We start from the raw sequence: 15,117 nt of genomic DNA, 5'->3' as shown, positions 1-15,117 counted from the left end.
TACGTCGTCTCTCCTCGTCGTCAACCGCGCTTGGCACGGTCGAGCGTTCGTTCTTCCTTCTTCGGAAAATGTCAGCGCACCAGGGCGCCGGCACCGAGATCGAGCAGCTCGGCGGCCACCATGCGGCCGAGTTTCTCGGCCTCGGACTTGTCGGCGGTCGCCGACGCCCGCAGGATCCGCACGGCGTCACCCTCGATCGCGGTGGCGGCCACGCCCCGCATCGAGAGTCGTTCGACCACAGCCCCTTCGCTGTTCAGATCCTCGACTACCTCGGCCAGCGCACCCACGGGCGCGCTGCACCCCGCCTCCAGCTCCGCGAGCAGCGCCCGCTCGGCCGTCACGGCCGCCCGCGTCGCCTCGTCGTCCACGATCGACCGGAGCAGGCGTTCGGTGTCCACGTCCTCGACGCGGGTCTCGACAGCCAGTGCGCCTTGCGCGGGCGCGGGAAGCATCTGGACGGGATCGAGGGTCTCGGTGATCAACTCGAGTCGGTCCGTACGCGCCAGACCGGCCCGAGCCAACACGATGGCGTCGAGTTCCCCCGACTCCACCATGCCGAGCCGCCTGTCGATGTTGCCACGGATCGGTACCACGTTCAGTCCGAGCCCGAGCGCCCGGAGCTGGGTGATCCGCCGCGGCGAACCCGTTCCGACGGTGGAACCCGGTGGCAACTCTCCCAGAGTGAGCCCGTCCCGCGCCACCAGCACGTCGCGCGGGTCCTCGCGCTTCGACACGGCCGCGAGGACGATACCGGGCTCCGGGGCCGTGGGCAGGTCCTTGAAGGAGTGCACCGCGATGTCGACCTCGCCGTCCAGCAGTGCCCGACGCACCGCGGAGGTGAACACGCCCACCCCGATCTCGGCGATCGGCGCGGACGACTGGTCGCCCGGTGTGGCCACGGGGACGAGCTCGACCTCGTAACCCGCCTCCTCCAGCATCTTCGCGACGGTACCGGTCTGGGCCATCGCGAGTCTGCTTCCGCGCGTACCGATGCGGAGGGTCCTGCCGACGTTCGTGCGAGCCTGGTCAGTCACTTCGTTCACCGTCGATCTGCTCGTGCTTGAACACCGCCGACGGGCTCGACACCACGGTGGGCACCTGCGGGTCGAGTCCGAACAACTCCCGCAGTGCGTTGGCGTAATCGGTATCGGCCTTCTCGGCAGCGAGTTGCTTGACGCGCACGGTCGGGGCGTGCAGCAGTTTGTCCACGACCCGCCGGACCGTCCGGCCCAGCTCGTCGCGGACGCCGGGATCGAGGTCGGGCAGCCGCCGATCGAGCCGGAGCAGCTCGGCGTCCACCACCTCGGCCGCGCGCTTGCGCAACGCCGTCACCGTGGGTGTCACCGCGGCGCTGCGCTGGCTCGCCAGGTAGGCCCGCACCTCGTCGAGGACGATGCCGGACGCCTTGGCGAGCTGTTTCTCGGTGGTGGCCGTACCGGACTCGGCCATGCGCTTGCGCACCGTCTCCAGGTCCACCAGCGTGACGCCGGGGATGTCCTCGACCTCGGGCTCGACGTCCCTCGGCAGCCCGAGGTCGCAGATCACCACGGGCCGGTCGGCACGCGGCACGACGTGCTCGGCGCCCAGGACGGGCGTCTTGGCTCCGGTACACACCACGACCACGTCGGCACGCCCCACCTCGTCGGCCAGCTCGGCCATCGGGACGGACCGGGCCGCCACGCCCTGCTCGCTGATGGAGGCCGCCAGCCTCGCCGCCCGCTCGGCCGTACGGTTGGCCACGGCGATCTCGGCGACTCCCGCCTTGCGGAGCTGCGACGCCGACAACGCCCCCATCGACCCTGCTCCGACGACGAGCGCCCGCTTCCCGGCCAACTCCCCGGCCGCGGCCAGCGCCTCGGACACCACCGAGGCACCGAGTCGGTCCAGACCGGTCTCACTGTGCACCCGCTTGCCGACGCGCAACGTCGTCTGCACCAGCTCGTGCAGCGTGCTACCGACCGTGCCCGCCTCCCGCGCCGTGGCGTAGGCCGCACGCACCTGACCGAGGATCTGGGTCTCCCCGACGACCATCGAGTCCAGCCCCGAGGCCACCGAGAACACGTGCTCGACGGCGGCACCCGCGTAGTGCACGTAGAAGTGGTCGTAGAGCTGCGAGGCCTCCATGCCCGCCTGCCTGGCGAGCACCTCGGCGATGTCGGACAGACCACCGTGGAACGTCTCGACGACGGCGTAGACCTCGATGCGGTTGCACGTGGACAGCAGCATGACCTCGGACACGTCGTCCGCCTGCTGGAGTTCGTGCAGCACCTTCTCGACCTCGGCGGCGGGCACGGCGACCCGCTCCAGCGTCGCGATATCCGCCGTGCGATGCGACAACCCGATCGCGAGAACGCTCATCAGGACACCACCACATCCTTCGTGCCGTCGGCTTCGCCGTCGCTCGTGCGGCTCTCCGGCTCGCCGGCCATCCTCCGCGCCACGTGGAAGGACAAGATCTGCAACTCCACCGCCAGGTCGACCTTTCGTACCTCGACATGTTCGGGCACCTGCAGGACCACGGGGGCGAAGTTCAGGATGCACTGGACTCCGCCGGCCACGAGCCGGTCGCACACCGATTGCGCCGCGGTCGGCGGTGTCGCGATGACGCCTATGGAGATGTCTCGCTCGGCGCACACCCGAGGAATGTCGTCCAGGTGTGACACCGGCACGCCGCCCACCGGGACCCCGATCAGATCGGGGTCGATGTCGAACAGGGCCTCGACGGGGAAACCCCGTCCGGGAAAGCCACCGTAATTTGCCAACGCATGGCCCAGGTTACCGATTCCCACGACCGCGACCTTGTGCTTGCGGGTCAACCCGAGGGTCCGCTCGATCTGCCCGATCAGGACCTGGACCTCGTAGCCGACACCGCGCGTGCCATACGAACCGATGTACGACAGGTCCTTGCGCAGTTTCGCGGAGTTCACCCCGGCCGCGGCCGACAACTCCTCACTGGACACCGTGGTCGCGCCCTGCTCGGCCATCGCGGAGAGCACCCGCAGGTAGACGGCGAGTCGGGCGACGGCCGCTTCCGGGATCGCGCGGGCGGTACCCGAGGCCGCTGCCCCGGACCCCGCTCCGGCCTGCCCGGTTCCGTTCTCCGCCACCGATTCGGTCAAGGCGTCGGCGGCCCGTTCGGGCTCGGGTGCGGGCCCATTGCGCCGGCCGCGCTGTGCCACCACGCTGGACTCCTGTCACCAGATGTCGAAAAAATCAACTCTTGACCGAGCGGGCACGATGGTGTTCGATACGGGCGCCGCGCGGCAATGGCACTACGGTAGCCACTTGTGAACGTAGGCACAAAGCGCCTGGTAGGGACGTTGACGCAGGCCACACCCCTCACGCTCACGAACGTGTGAGGACTCACCTCACGCGCGCAGGGCCGCCCTCAGGCGCTCCTCGTCCACCGACCAGTAGCCGTGCTCGGCACCGTCCACGAGGATCACCGGAACCCGGTCGCCGTACTCCGCTCGCCACTCGGGGTCGGTGTCCACGTCGGCCGTCGACCACGGCACCCCGAGTTCGGCGCAGATCCGCTCCACGTCCTGCTCGGCCCGCTCGCACGCCGAACACCCGACGCGCGTCATCACGACAACGGTGTGCTGGGACTCAGGCATGCCCCTCATCCTCGCCCACCGCCCCCGCGTCCCGGAGACCGACCCGGCGCACCTTGCCGATCGCCGAGTGCGGCAACGCGTCGGCGAACGACACCACCGCGGGCACCTTGTAACCCGCCAGTCGCGCGGCGCAGTGCTCGATCACCTGGTGTTCGGACAGCGCCGCGCCCGGCTCGGGCACGACCACGGCCTTCACCGCCTCGCCGGTGCGGTTGTCGAGCACCCCCACCACGGCGACCTCGCGTACCTGCGGCAGCTCCGAGATCACGTTCTCGACCTCGCGCGGGTAGACGTTGAAACCGTTGACGATCACCAAATCGCCCGCGCGGTCCACGAGGTGCAGGTCACCGTCGGTGTCGAGGTAGCCGACGTCGTCGGTCCGGAACCAGCCGTCGGCATCCGGGCCGTGGTCGCCGTCGGGCCAGTAGCCGGAGAACAGGTTGGCACCCCGGATCTCCACCAGTCCCGTGCCGTCGGCGTCGTCGAACGTGTCGTCGGGGTCCTCCGGATCGGTCGGGACCCCGCTCCCGGCGTCGTCGCCCACCAACCGCACCTCGACACCGGGCAACGGCCTGCCCACGGACCCCGGTTTGGCGTAACCCGTGGCCAGCGTGGACGTCACGACCGGGGCCGCCTCCGTCAGACCGTAGCCCTCGAACACGGACAGGCCCGTGGCGGCCCGGATGTCGGCCAGCACCTTGGGTCGCAGGGGCGCGGCCCCTGAGATGAGCAGCCGCACGGTCGACAGGCTCTCCCCCAGTTCACTCGCGGGCCGCGCCGTCATCGCGACGTACATCGCGGGCACCCCGAGCACCACGGTGACCTCGTGGTGCAGGCAGTCGGACAACGCGGAACGCACCTCGAACCGGGGCGCCGTCACCACGGTCGCGCCCGCCGACGTGGCCGCGAGCAGTCCGGGGCCGAGCCCGTACACGTGGTACATCGGCACGGCGACGAACACCCGGTCGGAGGGCTCCACGGGAGAGAGCGCGAGCGAGCGCACCTGCTCCACCCCCGCGAGCAGGGCCCGGTGCGACAGCATCACTCCCCGCGGCGAGCCCGTGGTGCCCGACGTGTAGAGCAGCGCGGCGAGATCCTCCCCACCTCGGGCGGGCTCGCCCTCGTCCGCGGCGTCGTCCGAGGTCGCGGCGACGATCGGCTCGACCGTCGTGGTCGATGGCAGCGGCTCGTCGGTGAGGACGACTTCGGCCCCGCAGTCCTGCAGCAGGGCGGAGGAGACCGTCACGGGCTCCTGCGGGTTCAAAGGCACCGCGACTCCGTCGGCCCGCAGCACCGCGAAGAACGCCACGGCGAAGGCCGCGGACGTCGGCAACCGGATGCCCACCCGATCGCCGGGCCTCACTCCGGCCTCCCGCAATCGGCGTGCCGTGGCCCGGACGGCGAGCTCCACCTCGTGCCACGTCACTGTGGCGCCCGTCGCTGTATCGATCAACGCGAGCTTGTCCGGCCGGGTCCGCGCCGCTTCGGCGGCCAGATCGGCGACATTGCTGCTCCGACCCGTCACAACCTGCCCCTTTCCTTCCCCACAGTGTTCCAGGGAGCCGTCGCGACCCGGGCTTCAATCGCAGCCGTCTCCGATTCGCAACAAGAACACCACTACCTACTTTGCGGTAACAACACGTATGCTCCATCGGGCGACGTAGTGGCGGTGATCACGCGAAGGCCGGGAACGGGCCCGGAGGAGGTGCGACACGTGAGCATGCCGATCGCTGTTGCGGCTGGTTCAGCACCCGGGGCGCTGGGAAAAGCGAAGCAGCAGGCCACACAGGCCGACTCGACCGTCGCCGAGAACTGGGAACTGGTCCGTGCCGCGCAGCGCGGCGACACCGCGGCCTTCGCGACGCTGTACAACCGCCACGTCGACAGCGTCTTCCGGTACGTACTACTACGAGTCGGCGACCGTCACCTCGCCGAGGACGTCACGAGCGAGACGTTCCTCCGTGCCCTGCGCCGCATCACGTCGATCTCCTACCAGGGCCGTGACGTGGGCGCCTGGTTCACCACCATCGCCCGCAACATCGTGTTCGACCACGTTAAGTCCAGTCGATTCCGACTGGAGATCGTCACCGACGAGGTGGCCGAGCCCGGCACGGGCCCCGGCACCGCCCCCGGTCCCGAACAACAGGTCATCAGTCGCACCACCAACGACGAACTGCTGCGATGTATCGCCGACCTGGGCGACGACCAGCGGGAATGCATCATCCTGCGATTCATCCAGGGCTACTCGGTGTCCGAGACCGCCGCCATCATGCAACGCAACGAGGGCGCCGTGAAGGCACTCCAGCACCGTGCCGTGCGGCGACTCGCCAAGCTCCTTCCCCGAAGCATCAGGTGAGTCGCGCCGCGTAACCGCGAAGGCCCGTGCCTCGTTGCTCCGGCGACGATGTCGACGAGGTGGCTGTGGAGGCGTGCGCGGTGGGTGAGACTGCGCGGGCTCGCACCCGCCGACGCGACGACGAACGGTTCGCCAGGGCCGTCGACTCGGGCGTCGGCGCGGCGGAGTTCGGCACCGAACTCGCCGTCGTGGCCGCACTACGTCGACTCGGTGGTTCCGTCACCGTCGAGCCGGGCACGCGCGAACGCATCGCACGCCGCATCACCGAAACCCGGCCTCGACGTCGCGTGCTTCCCGTCCTGACCACCGCCGTCGTGGCGCTCACGGCCCTGGTCTGCCTCGGGCTCCTGCTGGCGCGGGACGCGCTGCCCGGCGAGCCGCTCTACCACCTCAAACGCGCGCACGAGACCGCCATGCTGGGCCTGACCTTCGACACCGAGGACGACGCCGCCCGCAGGCTGTCCTACGCCTCCCGCAAACTCGAGGAGATCACGATCCTCGGCAGACACGGGGTGCACGACCCCGACACGTACCGTCTCGCGCTGGCCGACTTCACCGAACACGCCACCAGGGGTGCCGCCGAACTCATGGCGTTCGCCACGCGCACCGACGGCCGGCCGCTCACCACGCTCTCCGCGTGGGCACAGCGGAAGTCCGCCGAGGTGGCCGAGGTCGAGCCCTTGCTGCCCACCACGGTCAGCACCGACGTCACCGCTCTGCTGGAGCGCATCGAACGGCGGAGCACGGCCCTGTCCGAACGCATGAACTGCTACGAGATCACCTCGGTGCACTCCGACGACCTCGGGGCGCTGCCCGCCACGAGCGCGTGCACGCCACCCGAGTCGAGGCCGTCGTCCCCCGCGAGGACGGCTCCGCGCGCCGAGCCCGAGACCTCCCCCGAGGCGGCTCCGGCCACCTTCGTCGAGCACCCGCACGACGTCGAAGCCACCACCGAACCGACTCCGCGGTCCGCCGACGTCGTACCGGCCGTCCCCCACACCCCGACCTCGCGGGAGGGGAGGCCGCCCACCTCGGAACCCGAGGCCCCCGCCGTGGTGAGCGGCCCCCCACTTCCGTCCGGTTCGCCCGCGGTGACCGCCGGATAGCTCTCCGGTGTTTCCACCACTCTCGTTACTCTGTGACCAAGCGCCGAAGGCGGACTCATACGTATGGAGGCGGTGTGCGTGTCTCGGTGGCGGAGCCGCGGTAAGGGGCGGGAACGCGAGCGGCTCGCAGCGCTGGCAGGCGAGGCGTCGGCCGAAGCCGCCGTCGCGATGGAGACCGCAGCGAGCGTGCCCGAGGCGTCCGAGGCCGAAGCGCCCGAGGCCGAGCGGCCACCCGTCCCCCAGGACCTCACCGCGGCAGCCTTCTTCGACGTCGACAACACGATGATGATGGGCGCGTCGATCTTCCACTTCGCCAGAGGGCTCGCCGCGCGCAAGTACTTCAGCACCTCCGACCTCGCCGGCTTCGCGTGGCAGCAGATCAAGTTCCGCGTGGGCGGCCGGGAGAGCAGCCAGGGCCTGCGGTCCAGCAGGGAGCAGGCCCTGTCCTTCGTGGCGGGACGCACCGTGGACGAGATGGTGGCCATCGGCGAGGAGATCTACGACGAGCTCATGGCCGACAAGATCTGGGCGGGCACACGGGCGCTGGCCCAGATGCACCTCGACGCGGGCCAGCGAGTCTGGCTGGTCACCGCCACCCCGGTGGAGCTGGCCGCCATCATCGCGCGTCGGCTGGGCCTCACCGGAGCGCTCGGTACCGTCGCGGAGAGCCGCGACGGCGTCTACACGGGCAGGCTGGTCGGCGACCTGCTGCACGGCAGGGCCAAGGCACACGCCGTCCGGGCCCTCGCCGCGCGGGAGGGCCTCAACCTGCGCCGCTGCACGGCGTACTCGGACTCGCAGAACGACGTCCCGATGTTGTCGGTGGTCGGTACCGCCGTGGCCGTGAACCCGGATTCGGGTCTGCGCGAAGTGGCTCGCGCTCGCGGTTGGGAGATCCGGGACTTCCGCACCGGACGTAAGGCCGCGAAGATCGGGGTGCCCTCCGTGCTGGGCGCGGGTGCGTTGGCCGGGGCCGTGGCCGCGGGCCTGGCCTACCGCAAACGTCTCTGACACCGGCCCCGCTTCGCGGAGGGCGAGGGCGTACGAGAAGTGCGGACACGCGTTCGTAGTCTGCGGACACGCGTGCACAGGCTGCGGACACGCCGGTCAGCCGGTGAAGACTCCCTTGCGGCGGGCCAGCCTGTGGTAGAGCAGGTTCTGGATGCTTTCGCGCACCTGGTCGGTGAGCCCCAGCACGAGCATCTGGTCGTCGTCCGCGCCTTCGGCGTAGCCGTCGGTACGGATGGGCTCGCCGAACTCGATGTACCACTTCGTCGGCAACGGCACCGCGCCCAGCGGCCCCAGCAGCGGGAAGAACGGCGTCACGGGGAAGTACGGCAGCCGCAGCAGCCGAGCCAACGGCCGGATGTCACCGATCTTCGGGTAGATCTCCTCGGCGCCCACCACCGCGCACGGAATGATCGGCGCCGACGTCCGCAGCGCGGCCGACACGAAACCTCCGCGCCCGAACCGCTGCAGCTTGTACCGCGCCGAGAAGGGCTTGCCGATGCCCTTGTACCCCTCCGGCCACACGCCGACCAGCTCGCCGGCACGCAGCAGCCGCTCCGCGTCCGGGTGGCAGGCGAGCGTCTGCCCGCTCCGGCGCGCCAGCGATCCCAGCACGGGCGTGTCGAACACGAGGTCGGCCCCGAGCATGCGCAGGAATCGACGCCGGGGATGCTCCTCGTGCACGGCGAAGGCCGTCATCACCGCGTCGAGCGGCAGCACCCCCGAGTGGTTGGAGACGAGCAGTGCCCCGCCCTCGGCGGGAATGTTCCCAATGCCGCTCACGCTCACCCGGAACCACCGCTCGTACAGGGGCCGCAACAGCGGGATCAGCACCGTCTCGGTGAACTCGGGGTCCAGACCGAACTCGTCGATCTCGTAGTCCCCGCTGATCCTGCGCCGCACGAAGTCGACCAGGTCGGACAGTGTGGCGCGTCGGTCGTCGGTTCCTCGCACGGGTAGGGGTACCACCGGCGACCCGGTGCCCTGCCCGCCGCGCCGGTTCGGTCGCAGCGGCACCACCCTCGCCGTACCTCGTGACGTCACGATGCGCCCCTCCCTCTCACACCGTCGCCGACCGTCTCACCACGGCGTCGTCGAACGCCTCACGCGTCGTCCACCGGGGCCGGTAGCCGAACTCGTGGGTCAGCCGCCGGATGTCGACGACCCGACCGAAGTTCAGCAACCGCACGAGTTCGGACGACAGGGGCACCTGCCGGGTGAGACGCAGCGCCGTTCCGACAGCGGACATGGCGATCCGGGGCACACCGACGGGCACGCGACCGGCCCTCCGGATCGCCTGGGACAACGCCAACACGCCCGGACCGGCGACGTTGAACACGCCGGGACGATCGAGCACGACGGCGCGCTCCAGCACCGCGAGCGCGTCCTCGGCGTGGAGGAACTGGAGTCTTGCGTCGAAACCGAGCACGGTGGGCACCGCGGGCAGCGAGAAGTACCGGGTGAAGACGGTGTCGAAATCGGGCGCCACGAGATCGGCGAACCGGAACGTGGTCACGCCGACGTCGACTCGCCGCCGGGCGAAACCCCGAACGTAGCCCTCCAGCTCGACGGCGTTCTTCGAATACCCCGCCGCCGTGGCCGGGAAGAGTTCGGCGTCCTCGGTGAACACGGCCCGCGACCGCGCCGAGGCGCCGTAGACGGCCGTCGTCGAGGTGACGACGAACTTCCGTACGTGTGGCGAGTTCTGGCACGCGGCCAACAGCCGCATGGTGCCGATGACGTTGGTTTCCTTGGTCTCCGCGTATCCGCCGGAGCCCGCGGGGTGACACGCGGGTGCGGCATGCACCACCGTGTCCACCTTCACGGAGGTCATGATCTTGGCTATCAACGGGTTGCGGATGTCGGCCCGGACGAATTCCGCCCGGCCGAGTTCGCGGAGCACCGCCGCGCTGGGAGGCGCGGTGTCCACTCCCACCACCCGTTCGAGGTCCGGGCGAGCGCCCAACCTCGCCAGCAACCGTCCGCCCAGCTCACCGGAGACCCCGGTGACGAGGACGACGTTGGACGGCATCAGACCCCCGTGTGACAGGCGCAGTCGCGACCCCGGACTGTACGAACCGGGGCGGATGCTACCCCGACACTCCGGTGCCGGGGCGAGATCTCACACGCGCCTCGCCGGACGATCCCCTCGTCGCGGCCGTGCCGACACCCGCGGGCCTGCGGCCTCACTTACCCTGCTTGCGACGCTGCACCCGCGTGCGGCGAAGCAGCTTGCGGTGCTTCTTCTTCGACATGCGCTTACGGCGCTTCTTGATTACCGAGCCCACACCACGCTCCTAACGGTCGGTCGCGAACGGCTCTTCAGGTTACCCGGCTACCTCCGTGTGACGTGCGTGGCCCTCCCGCCCGAGAGCTACCCCACGTCGAAGTAGGCGTTGTCGAGGTAGTCGTGGACGGCCTGCTCGGGTACCCGGAATGACTTGCCCACCCGCACGGCGGGCAGCTCACCGGAGTGCACCAGCCGGTAGACCGTCATCTTGGAGACCCTCATCAGGGCGGCGACCTCGGCGACTGTCAGGAACTGGACGTGCCTGCCGGGTACGTCCTGATTGTTGTTCGGCGGCATAGCGATTCACCGTGTCCCTTGCCACGCGCCGTGCCGCTCGACTTCCCCACCGAGCGGTCCCGAACACACGCGTGCTTTTCGTCGAGGGTAACCGGACTCACGGGACCGGTGCGACGTCTGTAGAGGGGAAACGGGCACCCGGACGTAGGCAACACCGCCGGTCACCACCCGCGCGGGTGCCCCGCGTTCACCCTGCTCAGTCCTCGTGCGCGCGACCGAGTTCGGCGGAGCGGTCGCGTGCCGCCTCGATGGCCGCGATCAGCGCGGCCCGCACCCCGTGCTTCTCCAGTTCCCGGATCGCGTTGATGGTGGTACCACCCGGCGAGGTGACGGCCTCCCTGAGCAACACCGGGTGACTCTCGCCCTCGTCGAGCATCTTGGCCGCCCCGACGGCGGACTGCACGATGAGCCGCTCGGCCACGGCTCGGGGAAGGCCCAGCAGGATACCGGCGTCGATCATGGCCTCGACCAGGTAGAAGAAGTACGCCGGGCCCGACCCGGACAACGCGGTCACCGCGTCCTGCTGCGACTCGGGGACCTCCACCACCTTGCCCACACAGCTCAGCAGTTCGGTGACGGCCTTGACGTGTTCGGGGCCCGCGTACTTACCCGCGGACACGGCGCTCATGGCCTCGCCCACGAGCATCGGCGTGTTGGGCATCACCCGGACCACGGGAGTGCCCGAGGGCAGCTTCCGCTCGAACAACGAGGTGGGCAGTCCCGCGCACAACGACACCACGAGGGACTGCGGTCGCAGCACTGGCGCCAGGTCGGCGAGCACGGGGTCGATGTCCTGCGGCTTCACCGCCACCACCAGCAGGTCGGCCCGCTGTGCCGCTTCCCGCACGGTCACGCCCGTGATTCCGTAGCGGGCCTCCAGCTCGGCCGCCCGCTCGGGATGACGCTCGGTGAACAACAGGTCCTCGGGGGACCGTCCACCGCTAATCAACCCCGACAGCAGAGCCTCACCGATCTTGCCCGCACCCAGTACCGCGATGGTTCCCATGACCGCAACACTAGGCACTCCACCCCCCGCCGGTGCCCGGCGGGAGGCAGGTATCACGGCAGGGGGGACAGGGCGAGCTGCCTCGCCTGACACACGAGCCGGCCGTGACTGTCGACGACGACGGCGTCGGAGTCGAACCAACCCTCGTGCACGGACCGGCAGTCGACCTGGATACGCAGCCACCCCGGATGGGGCCGGGTTCGCACCAATGCCGTGAGCTGCACCGTCGGCGCCCACCCCGTCCTGCCGAGGTTGAACACCACCGGCGGGTTGAGGTCGCCCGCCAGGAGGAGGAAGTACGGATCGGGCGCACCGTGCCGCGGGCGCGCCCACAACCGCAGCCGCGGCGGGTCGTCCCGACGGCCCGCGAGAAAGCCCGCGGTGGAGGGATCGATCCGGACGTCACACCCCTTGGCCAGGTGGAACACGCCCTCGGCAGTGTGGCCCGACAACGCCACCGTGTTGGCGGGCGGGTCCGCGGGAAGCGCGGGAATGTCGTTCCACACCGGTGGCCGCAACGGAAGCCGACCCGCCGTCACGCGTGCCTCCATACAACTGCGGCCCCGCTGTTCCACGCTCACGGCCACCACCGTGGCCCTTCTGCCCGCCTTGCGGACATCGGCACGCAGCAGCACCGGACCGAGCGCGAGCGCGTGCAGGAACTCCGCGCTCACCGCCAGCGGCTCGGCGGGTGGCTCTCCCGCTTCCCACAACGCCCGGATACCGGCCTTCGCCGCGAGGGCGAGCAGGAACCCCCCGTGAGGGTGCCTGCCGATCGACCACTCCTGCCGGAGGTCCGTGGTGAACGTGCCGTCCCCGAGGGAGCGCAACTCACATGCGGCCGCGAACGACAGCGGCTCCGAATCGACCGTACTCACGAACGGATGGCCAAGGCTCGAAGGAACAACGCCAGGTTCGCGGGACGTTCCGCCAGCCTTCGCATCAGGTAGCCGTACCACTGTTCCCCGAACGGCACGTACACGCGCACGGTTTCCCCTTCCGCGGCCAGCCGACGTTGCTCGTCCGGCCGAACTCCGTACAGCATCTGGTATTCGTAGCTGCCTCTTCGCATGCCGTACCAGCGCGTGCGTTGCCGCAGCAACCTCACCAGCCGTGGGTCGTGCGTCGCGAACATGGGGTACGCACCACCTTCCAACAGCAGGTTGGCACATCGCACGTAGCTGAGATCGACCTCGTGCGTGTCGGTGTAGGCAACGTCCGCGGGCTCAGCGTAGGCGCCCTTGCACAGTCGGACTCGGGAGCCCTTGTGCGCCAGGGAGGCGACATCGGACTCCGTGCGGTGGAGATAGGACTGGACCACTGCTCCCACCCACGGCCACGTGCGCCGGGCCCGCTCGACGACCCCCAACGTGGCGTCGGTCGTGGTGTGGTCCTCCATGTCGACGGTGACGGTGGTACCGCACTGCTCGGCCGCCTCGCAGATCAGCCCCAGGTTTCGCGCGGCGAGTTCCCGGTCGCCGTCCACAGTCAACGCCGAGAGCTTCACGCTCACCTCGGCCTGATCGGACAGTCCTCGCGTCGACAATTCGTCGAGCAACCGCAGGTAGGTCCGGACCGTACGCTCCACCAGAGTGGGATCTCGGGTGTACTCGCCCAGGTAGTCCAACGTCGCGCACCGACCGTCCGCGGCGAGGGCCTTCACGGCTCGCAAGGCGTCGTCCACGGTTTCACCCGGAACGAAACGGGCGACGATCTGCCGTATACCCGGCGCCGTGGTGGCCATTCGCCGGGCCACGTCGCTGTCGGCGGCGGCGAGGATCAACGATCGCAGGGGCTCCACGACGGAAACTTTACGGGTCCTAAGCAAGAAAGCGACGCCTACCCGGACGCCGATTCGGGTTTTCGATCACTGTCCGAGGTGCAGGCGGGTGAACAACAACGCCTCGGCGAGGTCCGCGACCCGGTTCGCCGGGTACTTGGCCCCTCGGGTGTTGACCTCCAGCACCACGGTCCCCTCATACCCCCGCTCCACCAGGCTTTCGAGCAGCTCGGCACACGGCTGGGTGCCCCGTCCCGGCACGAGGTGCTGGTCCTTCGGGACCCCGGTGCCGTCGGAGAGATGCACGTGGGCGAGTCCGTCACCCATCCGGTCGGCCAACGCCAGCGCGTCCATTCCGGCCGCGGCGGCGTGGGACAGGTCGAGCGTGTAGTGCGCGTAACCGACGTCGGTGGGATCGATCGACGGCCGGAACGCCGACACGCGCGCGTTGCGGCGTCCGAGCGGCCGGACCTTGAACATGTTCTCCACCGCGACCGCTACCCCACTGCGTTGTTCCAGCTCGGCGAGAAGGTCGGCGAAGCGGTCCCCGTACCTGCGCTGCCAGCGAAACGGAGGGTGCACCACCACGGTCGACGCCTCCAGTTCGAGCGCGGCCTCCACCGAACGACGCAGCCGTACCTCCGGGTCCGACGACCACACGCGCTGCGTGATCAGTAGTGACGGTGAATGCACCGACAGCACGGGTACGCCCGTCTCCAGGCTGTGCTTGCGCAGTTCCGCCACGTTCTGGCTGTCCGGGTCGACCCACACCATGACCTCGACCCCGTCGAAGCCGAGCTCGGCGGCCAGTTCGAACGCCCGCTTCGCCCGCAACGGCCACACCGAGGCCGTGGACAACGCAACCGGGATTGTCGGAACGGACACGCTAACGCGACACCAGGAGCAACGCCGCGGGAGACACGGTCACCACCAGCCCGACCAGCAACGCCAGCACGGTGGTCTGGGTGTCCTCCGCCCTGCGGACCTTGCGCACGACCCACACGAGCCCGACGGTCACCAGCAGCGCGGCGACCAACGCGGCGGCGGGCAGCTTGCCCCACAGCCAGTTGAAGCCGAGCCAGACACCCGCACCGCCGGCCACGCCGAGCGCGAGCTGCCCGGCGAGCACGAGCCATTGCTTCGCGGGGGAGCCGTCCTCGACGGGCTCCTCCTCGTCGTCCTTCCGCCGAGTTTCCTTGTCGTCGCGAGCGCGGTCGTCCTCGTCGCCGTCGTCGTAGTCGTCCTCGGCGTAGGGGTCCCCGTACGGGTCGTCTCCGTCGGGAGCGGCGTAGGCGGTGCCGTAGCCGCCCTCGCCGAGCGGATCGTCGTCCAACGCACCGACCCGAGTGGCGACTTCGAGGTCGTCCTCGTCGTCGTCGAAGTCCGGGACGTAGTAGCCGGTCGCCGGGCCTTCGTCGTCGTCGGGGTCGAGATCACCGGCGAGCGAGGTGGCGGCGTGGACCTGGGTCTCCTCGACGGAGTTGTCGTCCGCGGCGTCGGCCGAGCCACGACGGCCGGACCAGCCGACCAGCCCAGCCGGTGGTTCGTCGGCACGCACCGGCTCGGACAGCGCGGTCTTCTCCTGATCGCTCTCCGCCACCGCGGGCAACTGCTCGGTGTGCGGCTCCGGCGGCGGAGCGGGCGCGGTCCTCGGCGG

16 protein-coding genes and 1 pseudogene are annotated in these 15,117 nt (G+C 69.9%); 3 read left to right on the top strand and 14 right to left on the bottom strand.

The genetic code is table 11. The features are described 5' to 3' along the window. Positions 1 to 71 precede the first annotated feature (71 nt). The 5 genes from hemC to SACGLDRAFT_RS01475 form a co-directional block, all read right to left on the bottom strand. Entirely contained in the window at positions 72 to 1,043 is a 972-nt protein-coding gene (gene hemC / locus SACGLDRAFT_RS01495; RefSeq protein ID WP_005461177.1) for a hydroxymethylbilane synthase, read from the bottom strand. Then, positions 1,027 to 2,358 carry a glutamyl-tRNA reductase gene (locus SACGLDRAFT_RS01490; protein ID WP_005461176.1) on the bottom strand — a complete coding sequence of 444 codons (1,332 nt, stop codon included), beginning with the start codon at positions 2,356 to 2,358 and terminating at the stop codon, positions 1,027 to 1,029. The genes hemC and SACGLDRAFT_RS01490 overlap by 17 nt, the downstream gene beginning before the upstream one ends. Further along, positions 2,358 to 3,182: a redox-sensing transcriptional repressor Rex gene (locus tag SACGLDRAFT_RS01485; protein WP_005461175.1), complete on the bottom strand. Its 825-nt coding sequence runs from the start codon at positions 3,180 to 3,182 to the stop codon at positions 2,358 to 2,360. The genes SACGLDRAFT_RS01490 and SACGLDRAFT_RS01485 overlap by 1 nt, the downstream gene beginning before the upstream one ends. 186 nt (positions 3,183 to 3,368) lie before the next feature. Beyond that, complete coding sequence (locus SACGLDRAFT_RS01480) at positions 3,369 to 3,617, bottom strand: glutaredoxin family protein (protein ID WP_005461174.1); 249 nt, start codon at positions 3,615 to 3,617, stop codon at positions 3,369 to 3,371. Further along, positions 3,610 to 5,142, bottom strand: a complete 1,533-nt coding sequence (locus SACGLDRAFT_RS01475; RefSeq protein WP_005461173.1) for an AMP-binding protein — start codon at positions 5,140 to 5,142, stop codon at positions 3,610 to 3,612. The genes SACGLDRAFT_RS01480 and SACGLDRAFT_RS01475 overlap by 8 nt, the downstream gene beginning before the upstream one ends. A gap of 189 nt (positions 5,143 to 5,331) precedes the next feature. On the opposite strand from SACGLDRAFT_RS01475, the gene SACGLDRAFT_RS01470 reads away from it, so the two are divergent. The 3 genes from SACGLDRAFT_RS01470 to SACGLDRAFT_RS01460 all read left to right on the top strand — a co-directional run bounded on the left by SACGLDRAFT_RS01470 (position 5,332) and on the right by SACGLDRAFT_RS01460 (position 8,090). After that, entirely contained in the window at positions 5,332 to 5,973 is a 642-nt protein-coding gene (locus SACGLDRAFT_RS01470) for a sigma-70 family RNA polymerase sigma factor (protein ID WP_005461171.1), read from the top strand. 80 nt (positions 5,974 to 6,053) lie between these two features. Beyond that, positions 6,054 to 7,079, top strand: a complete 1,026-nt coding sequence (locus SACGLDRAFT_RS01465) for a DUF5667 domain-containing protein (protein ID WP_005461169.1) — start codon at positions 6,054 to 6,056, stop codon at positions 7,077 to 7,079. Between the two features lie 63 nt (positions 7,080 to 7,142). After that, positions 7,143 to 8,090 (top strand): HAD family hydrolase, encoded by a 948-nt coding sequence (locus SACGLDRAFT_RS01460; protein WP_005461167.1) that lies wholly within the window; start codon positions 7,143 to 7,145, stop codon positions 8,088 to 8,090. A 96-nt stretch (positions 8,091 to 8,186) separates the two neighbouring features. On the opposite strand, the gene SACGLDRAFT_RS01455 is transcribed toward SACGLDRAFT_RS01460, so the two are convergent. From SACGLDRAFT_RS01455 to SACGLDRAFT_RS22215, 9 genes and pseudogenes are all read right to left on the bottom strand, one after another. Further along, positions 8,187 to 9,131 (bottom strand): lysophospholipid acyltransferase family protein, encoded by a 945-nt coding sequence (locus SACGLDRAFT_RS01455; protein WP_005461164.1) that lies wholly within the window; start codon positions 9,129 to 9,131, stop codon positions 8,187 to 8,189. A 16-nt stretch (positions 9,132 to 9,147) separates the two neighbouring features. Further along, the gene (locus tag SACGLDRAFT_RS01450; protein WP_005461163.1) at positions 9,148 to 10,119 is read right to left on the bottom strand and encodes an NAD-dependent epimerase/dehydratase family protein; all 972 of its coding nucleotides are present in this window, start codon (positions 10,117 to 10,119) and stop codon (positions 9,148 to 9,150) included. A gap of 154 nt (positions 10,120 to 10,273) precedes the next feature. Beyond that, positions 10,274 to 10,375 carry a 30S ribosomal protein bS22 gene (locus SACGLDRAFT_RS21680; RefSeq protein ID WP_005453035.1) on the bottom strand — a complete coding sequence of 34 codons (102 nt, stop codon included), beginning with the start codon at positions 10,373 to 10,375 and terminating at the stop codon, positions 10,274 to 10,276. Positions 10,376 to 10,461: 86 nt separating this feature from the next. After that, a complete protein-coding gene (locus tag SACGLDRAFT_RS01445) occupies positions 10,462 to 10,674 on the bottom strand; it encodes a helix-turn-helix domain-containing protein (RefSeq protein ID WP_005461162.1) in 213 nt (70 codons plus the stop codon). A gap of 196 nt (positions 10,675 to 10,870) precedes the next feature. Next, a complete protein-coding gene (proC, locus tag SACGLDRAFT_RS01440; protein ID WP_005461158.1) occupies positions 10,871 to 11,680 on the bottom strand; it encodes a pyrroline-5-carboxylate reductase in 810 nt (269 codons plus the stop codon). A 53-nt stretch (positions 11,681 to 11,733) separates the two neighbouring features. Continuing rightward, the gene (locus SACGLDRAFT_RS01435; RefSeq protein WP_005461156.1) at positions 11,734 to 12,558 is read right to left on the bottom strand and encodes a thioesterase family protein; all 825 of its coding nucleotides are present in this window, start codon (positions 12,556 to 12,558) and stop codon (positions 11,734 to 11,736) included. Then, on the bottom strand, positions 12,555 to 13,481 hold the full coding sequence (locus SACGLDRAFT_RS01430) for a proline dehydrogenase family protein (RefSeq protein ID WP_040918369.1): 927 nt from the start codon (positions 13,479 to 13,481) through the stop codon (positions 12,555 to 12,557). Before SACGLDRAFT_RS01430 ends, SACGLDRAFT_RS01435 begins: the two co-directional genes overlap by 4 nt. A 66-nt stretch (positions 13,482 to 13,547) precedes the next feature. Then, a complete protein-coding gene (locus SACGLDRAFT_RS01425) occupies positions 13,548 to 14,345 on the bottom strand; it encodes a sugar phosphate isomerase/epimerase family protein (protein ID WP_005461151.1) in 798 nt (265 codons plus the stop codon). A 1-nt stretch (position 14,346) separates the two neighbouring features. Next, positions 14,347 to 15,117: pseudogene (locus SACGLDRAFT_RS22215) on the bottom strand (hypothetical protein); the annotation flags it as partial.

This window comes from Saccharomonospora glauca K62, from assembly GCF_000243395.2.
Lineage (GTDB): Bacteria > Actinomycetota > Actinomycetes > Mycobacteriales > Pseudonocardiaceae > Saccharomonospora > Saccharomonospora glauca.
The sequence above is the reverse complement of the archived record's forward strand: the minus strand, read 5'-3'. Positions and strand labels throughout refer to the sequence as shown.

Excerpts from the sequence above, each read along its gene's own strand:
- SACGLDRAFT_RS01490 (WP_005461176.1), bottom strand. The coding sequence starts at position 2,358 with ATGAGCGTTCTCGCGATCGGGTTGTCGCATCGCACGGCGGATATCGCG.
- SACGLDRAFT_RS01480 (WP_005461174.1), bottom strand. The coding sequence starts at position 3,617 with ATGCCTGAGTCCCAGCACACCGTTGTCGTGATGACGCGCGTCGGGTGT.
- SACGLDRAFT_RS01460 (WP_005461167.1), top strand. The coding sequence starts at position 7,143 with ATGGAGGCGGTGTGCGTGTCTCGGTGGCGGAGCCGCGGTAAGGGGCGG.
- SACGLDRAFT_RS01450 (WP_005461163.1), bottom strand. The coding sequence starts at position 10,119 with ATGCCGTCCAACGTCGTCCTCGTCACCGGGGTCTCCGGTGAGCTGGGC.
- SACGLDRAFT_RS01445 (WP_005461162.1), bottom strand. The coding sequence starts at position 10,674 with ATGCCGCCGAACAACAATCAGGACGTACCCGGCAGGCACGTCCAGTTC.
- proC (WP_005461158.1), bottom strand. The coding sequence starts at position 11,680 with ATGGGAACCATCGCGGTACTGGGTGCGGGCAAGATCGGTGAGGCTCTG.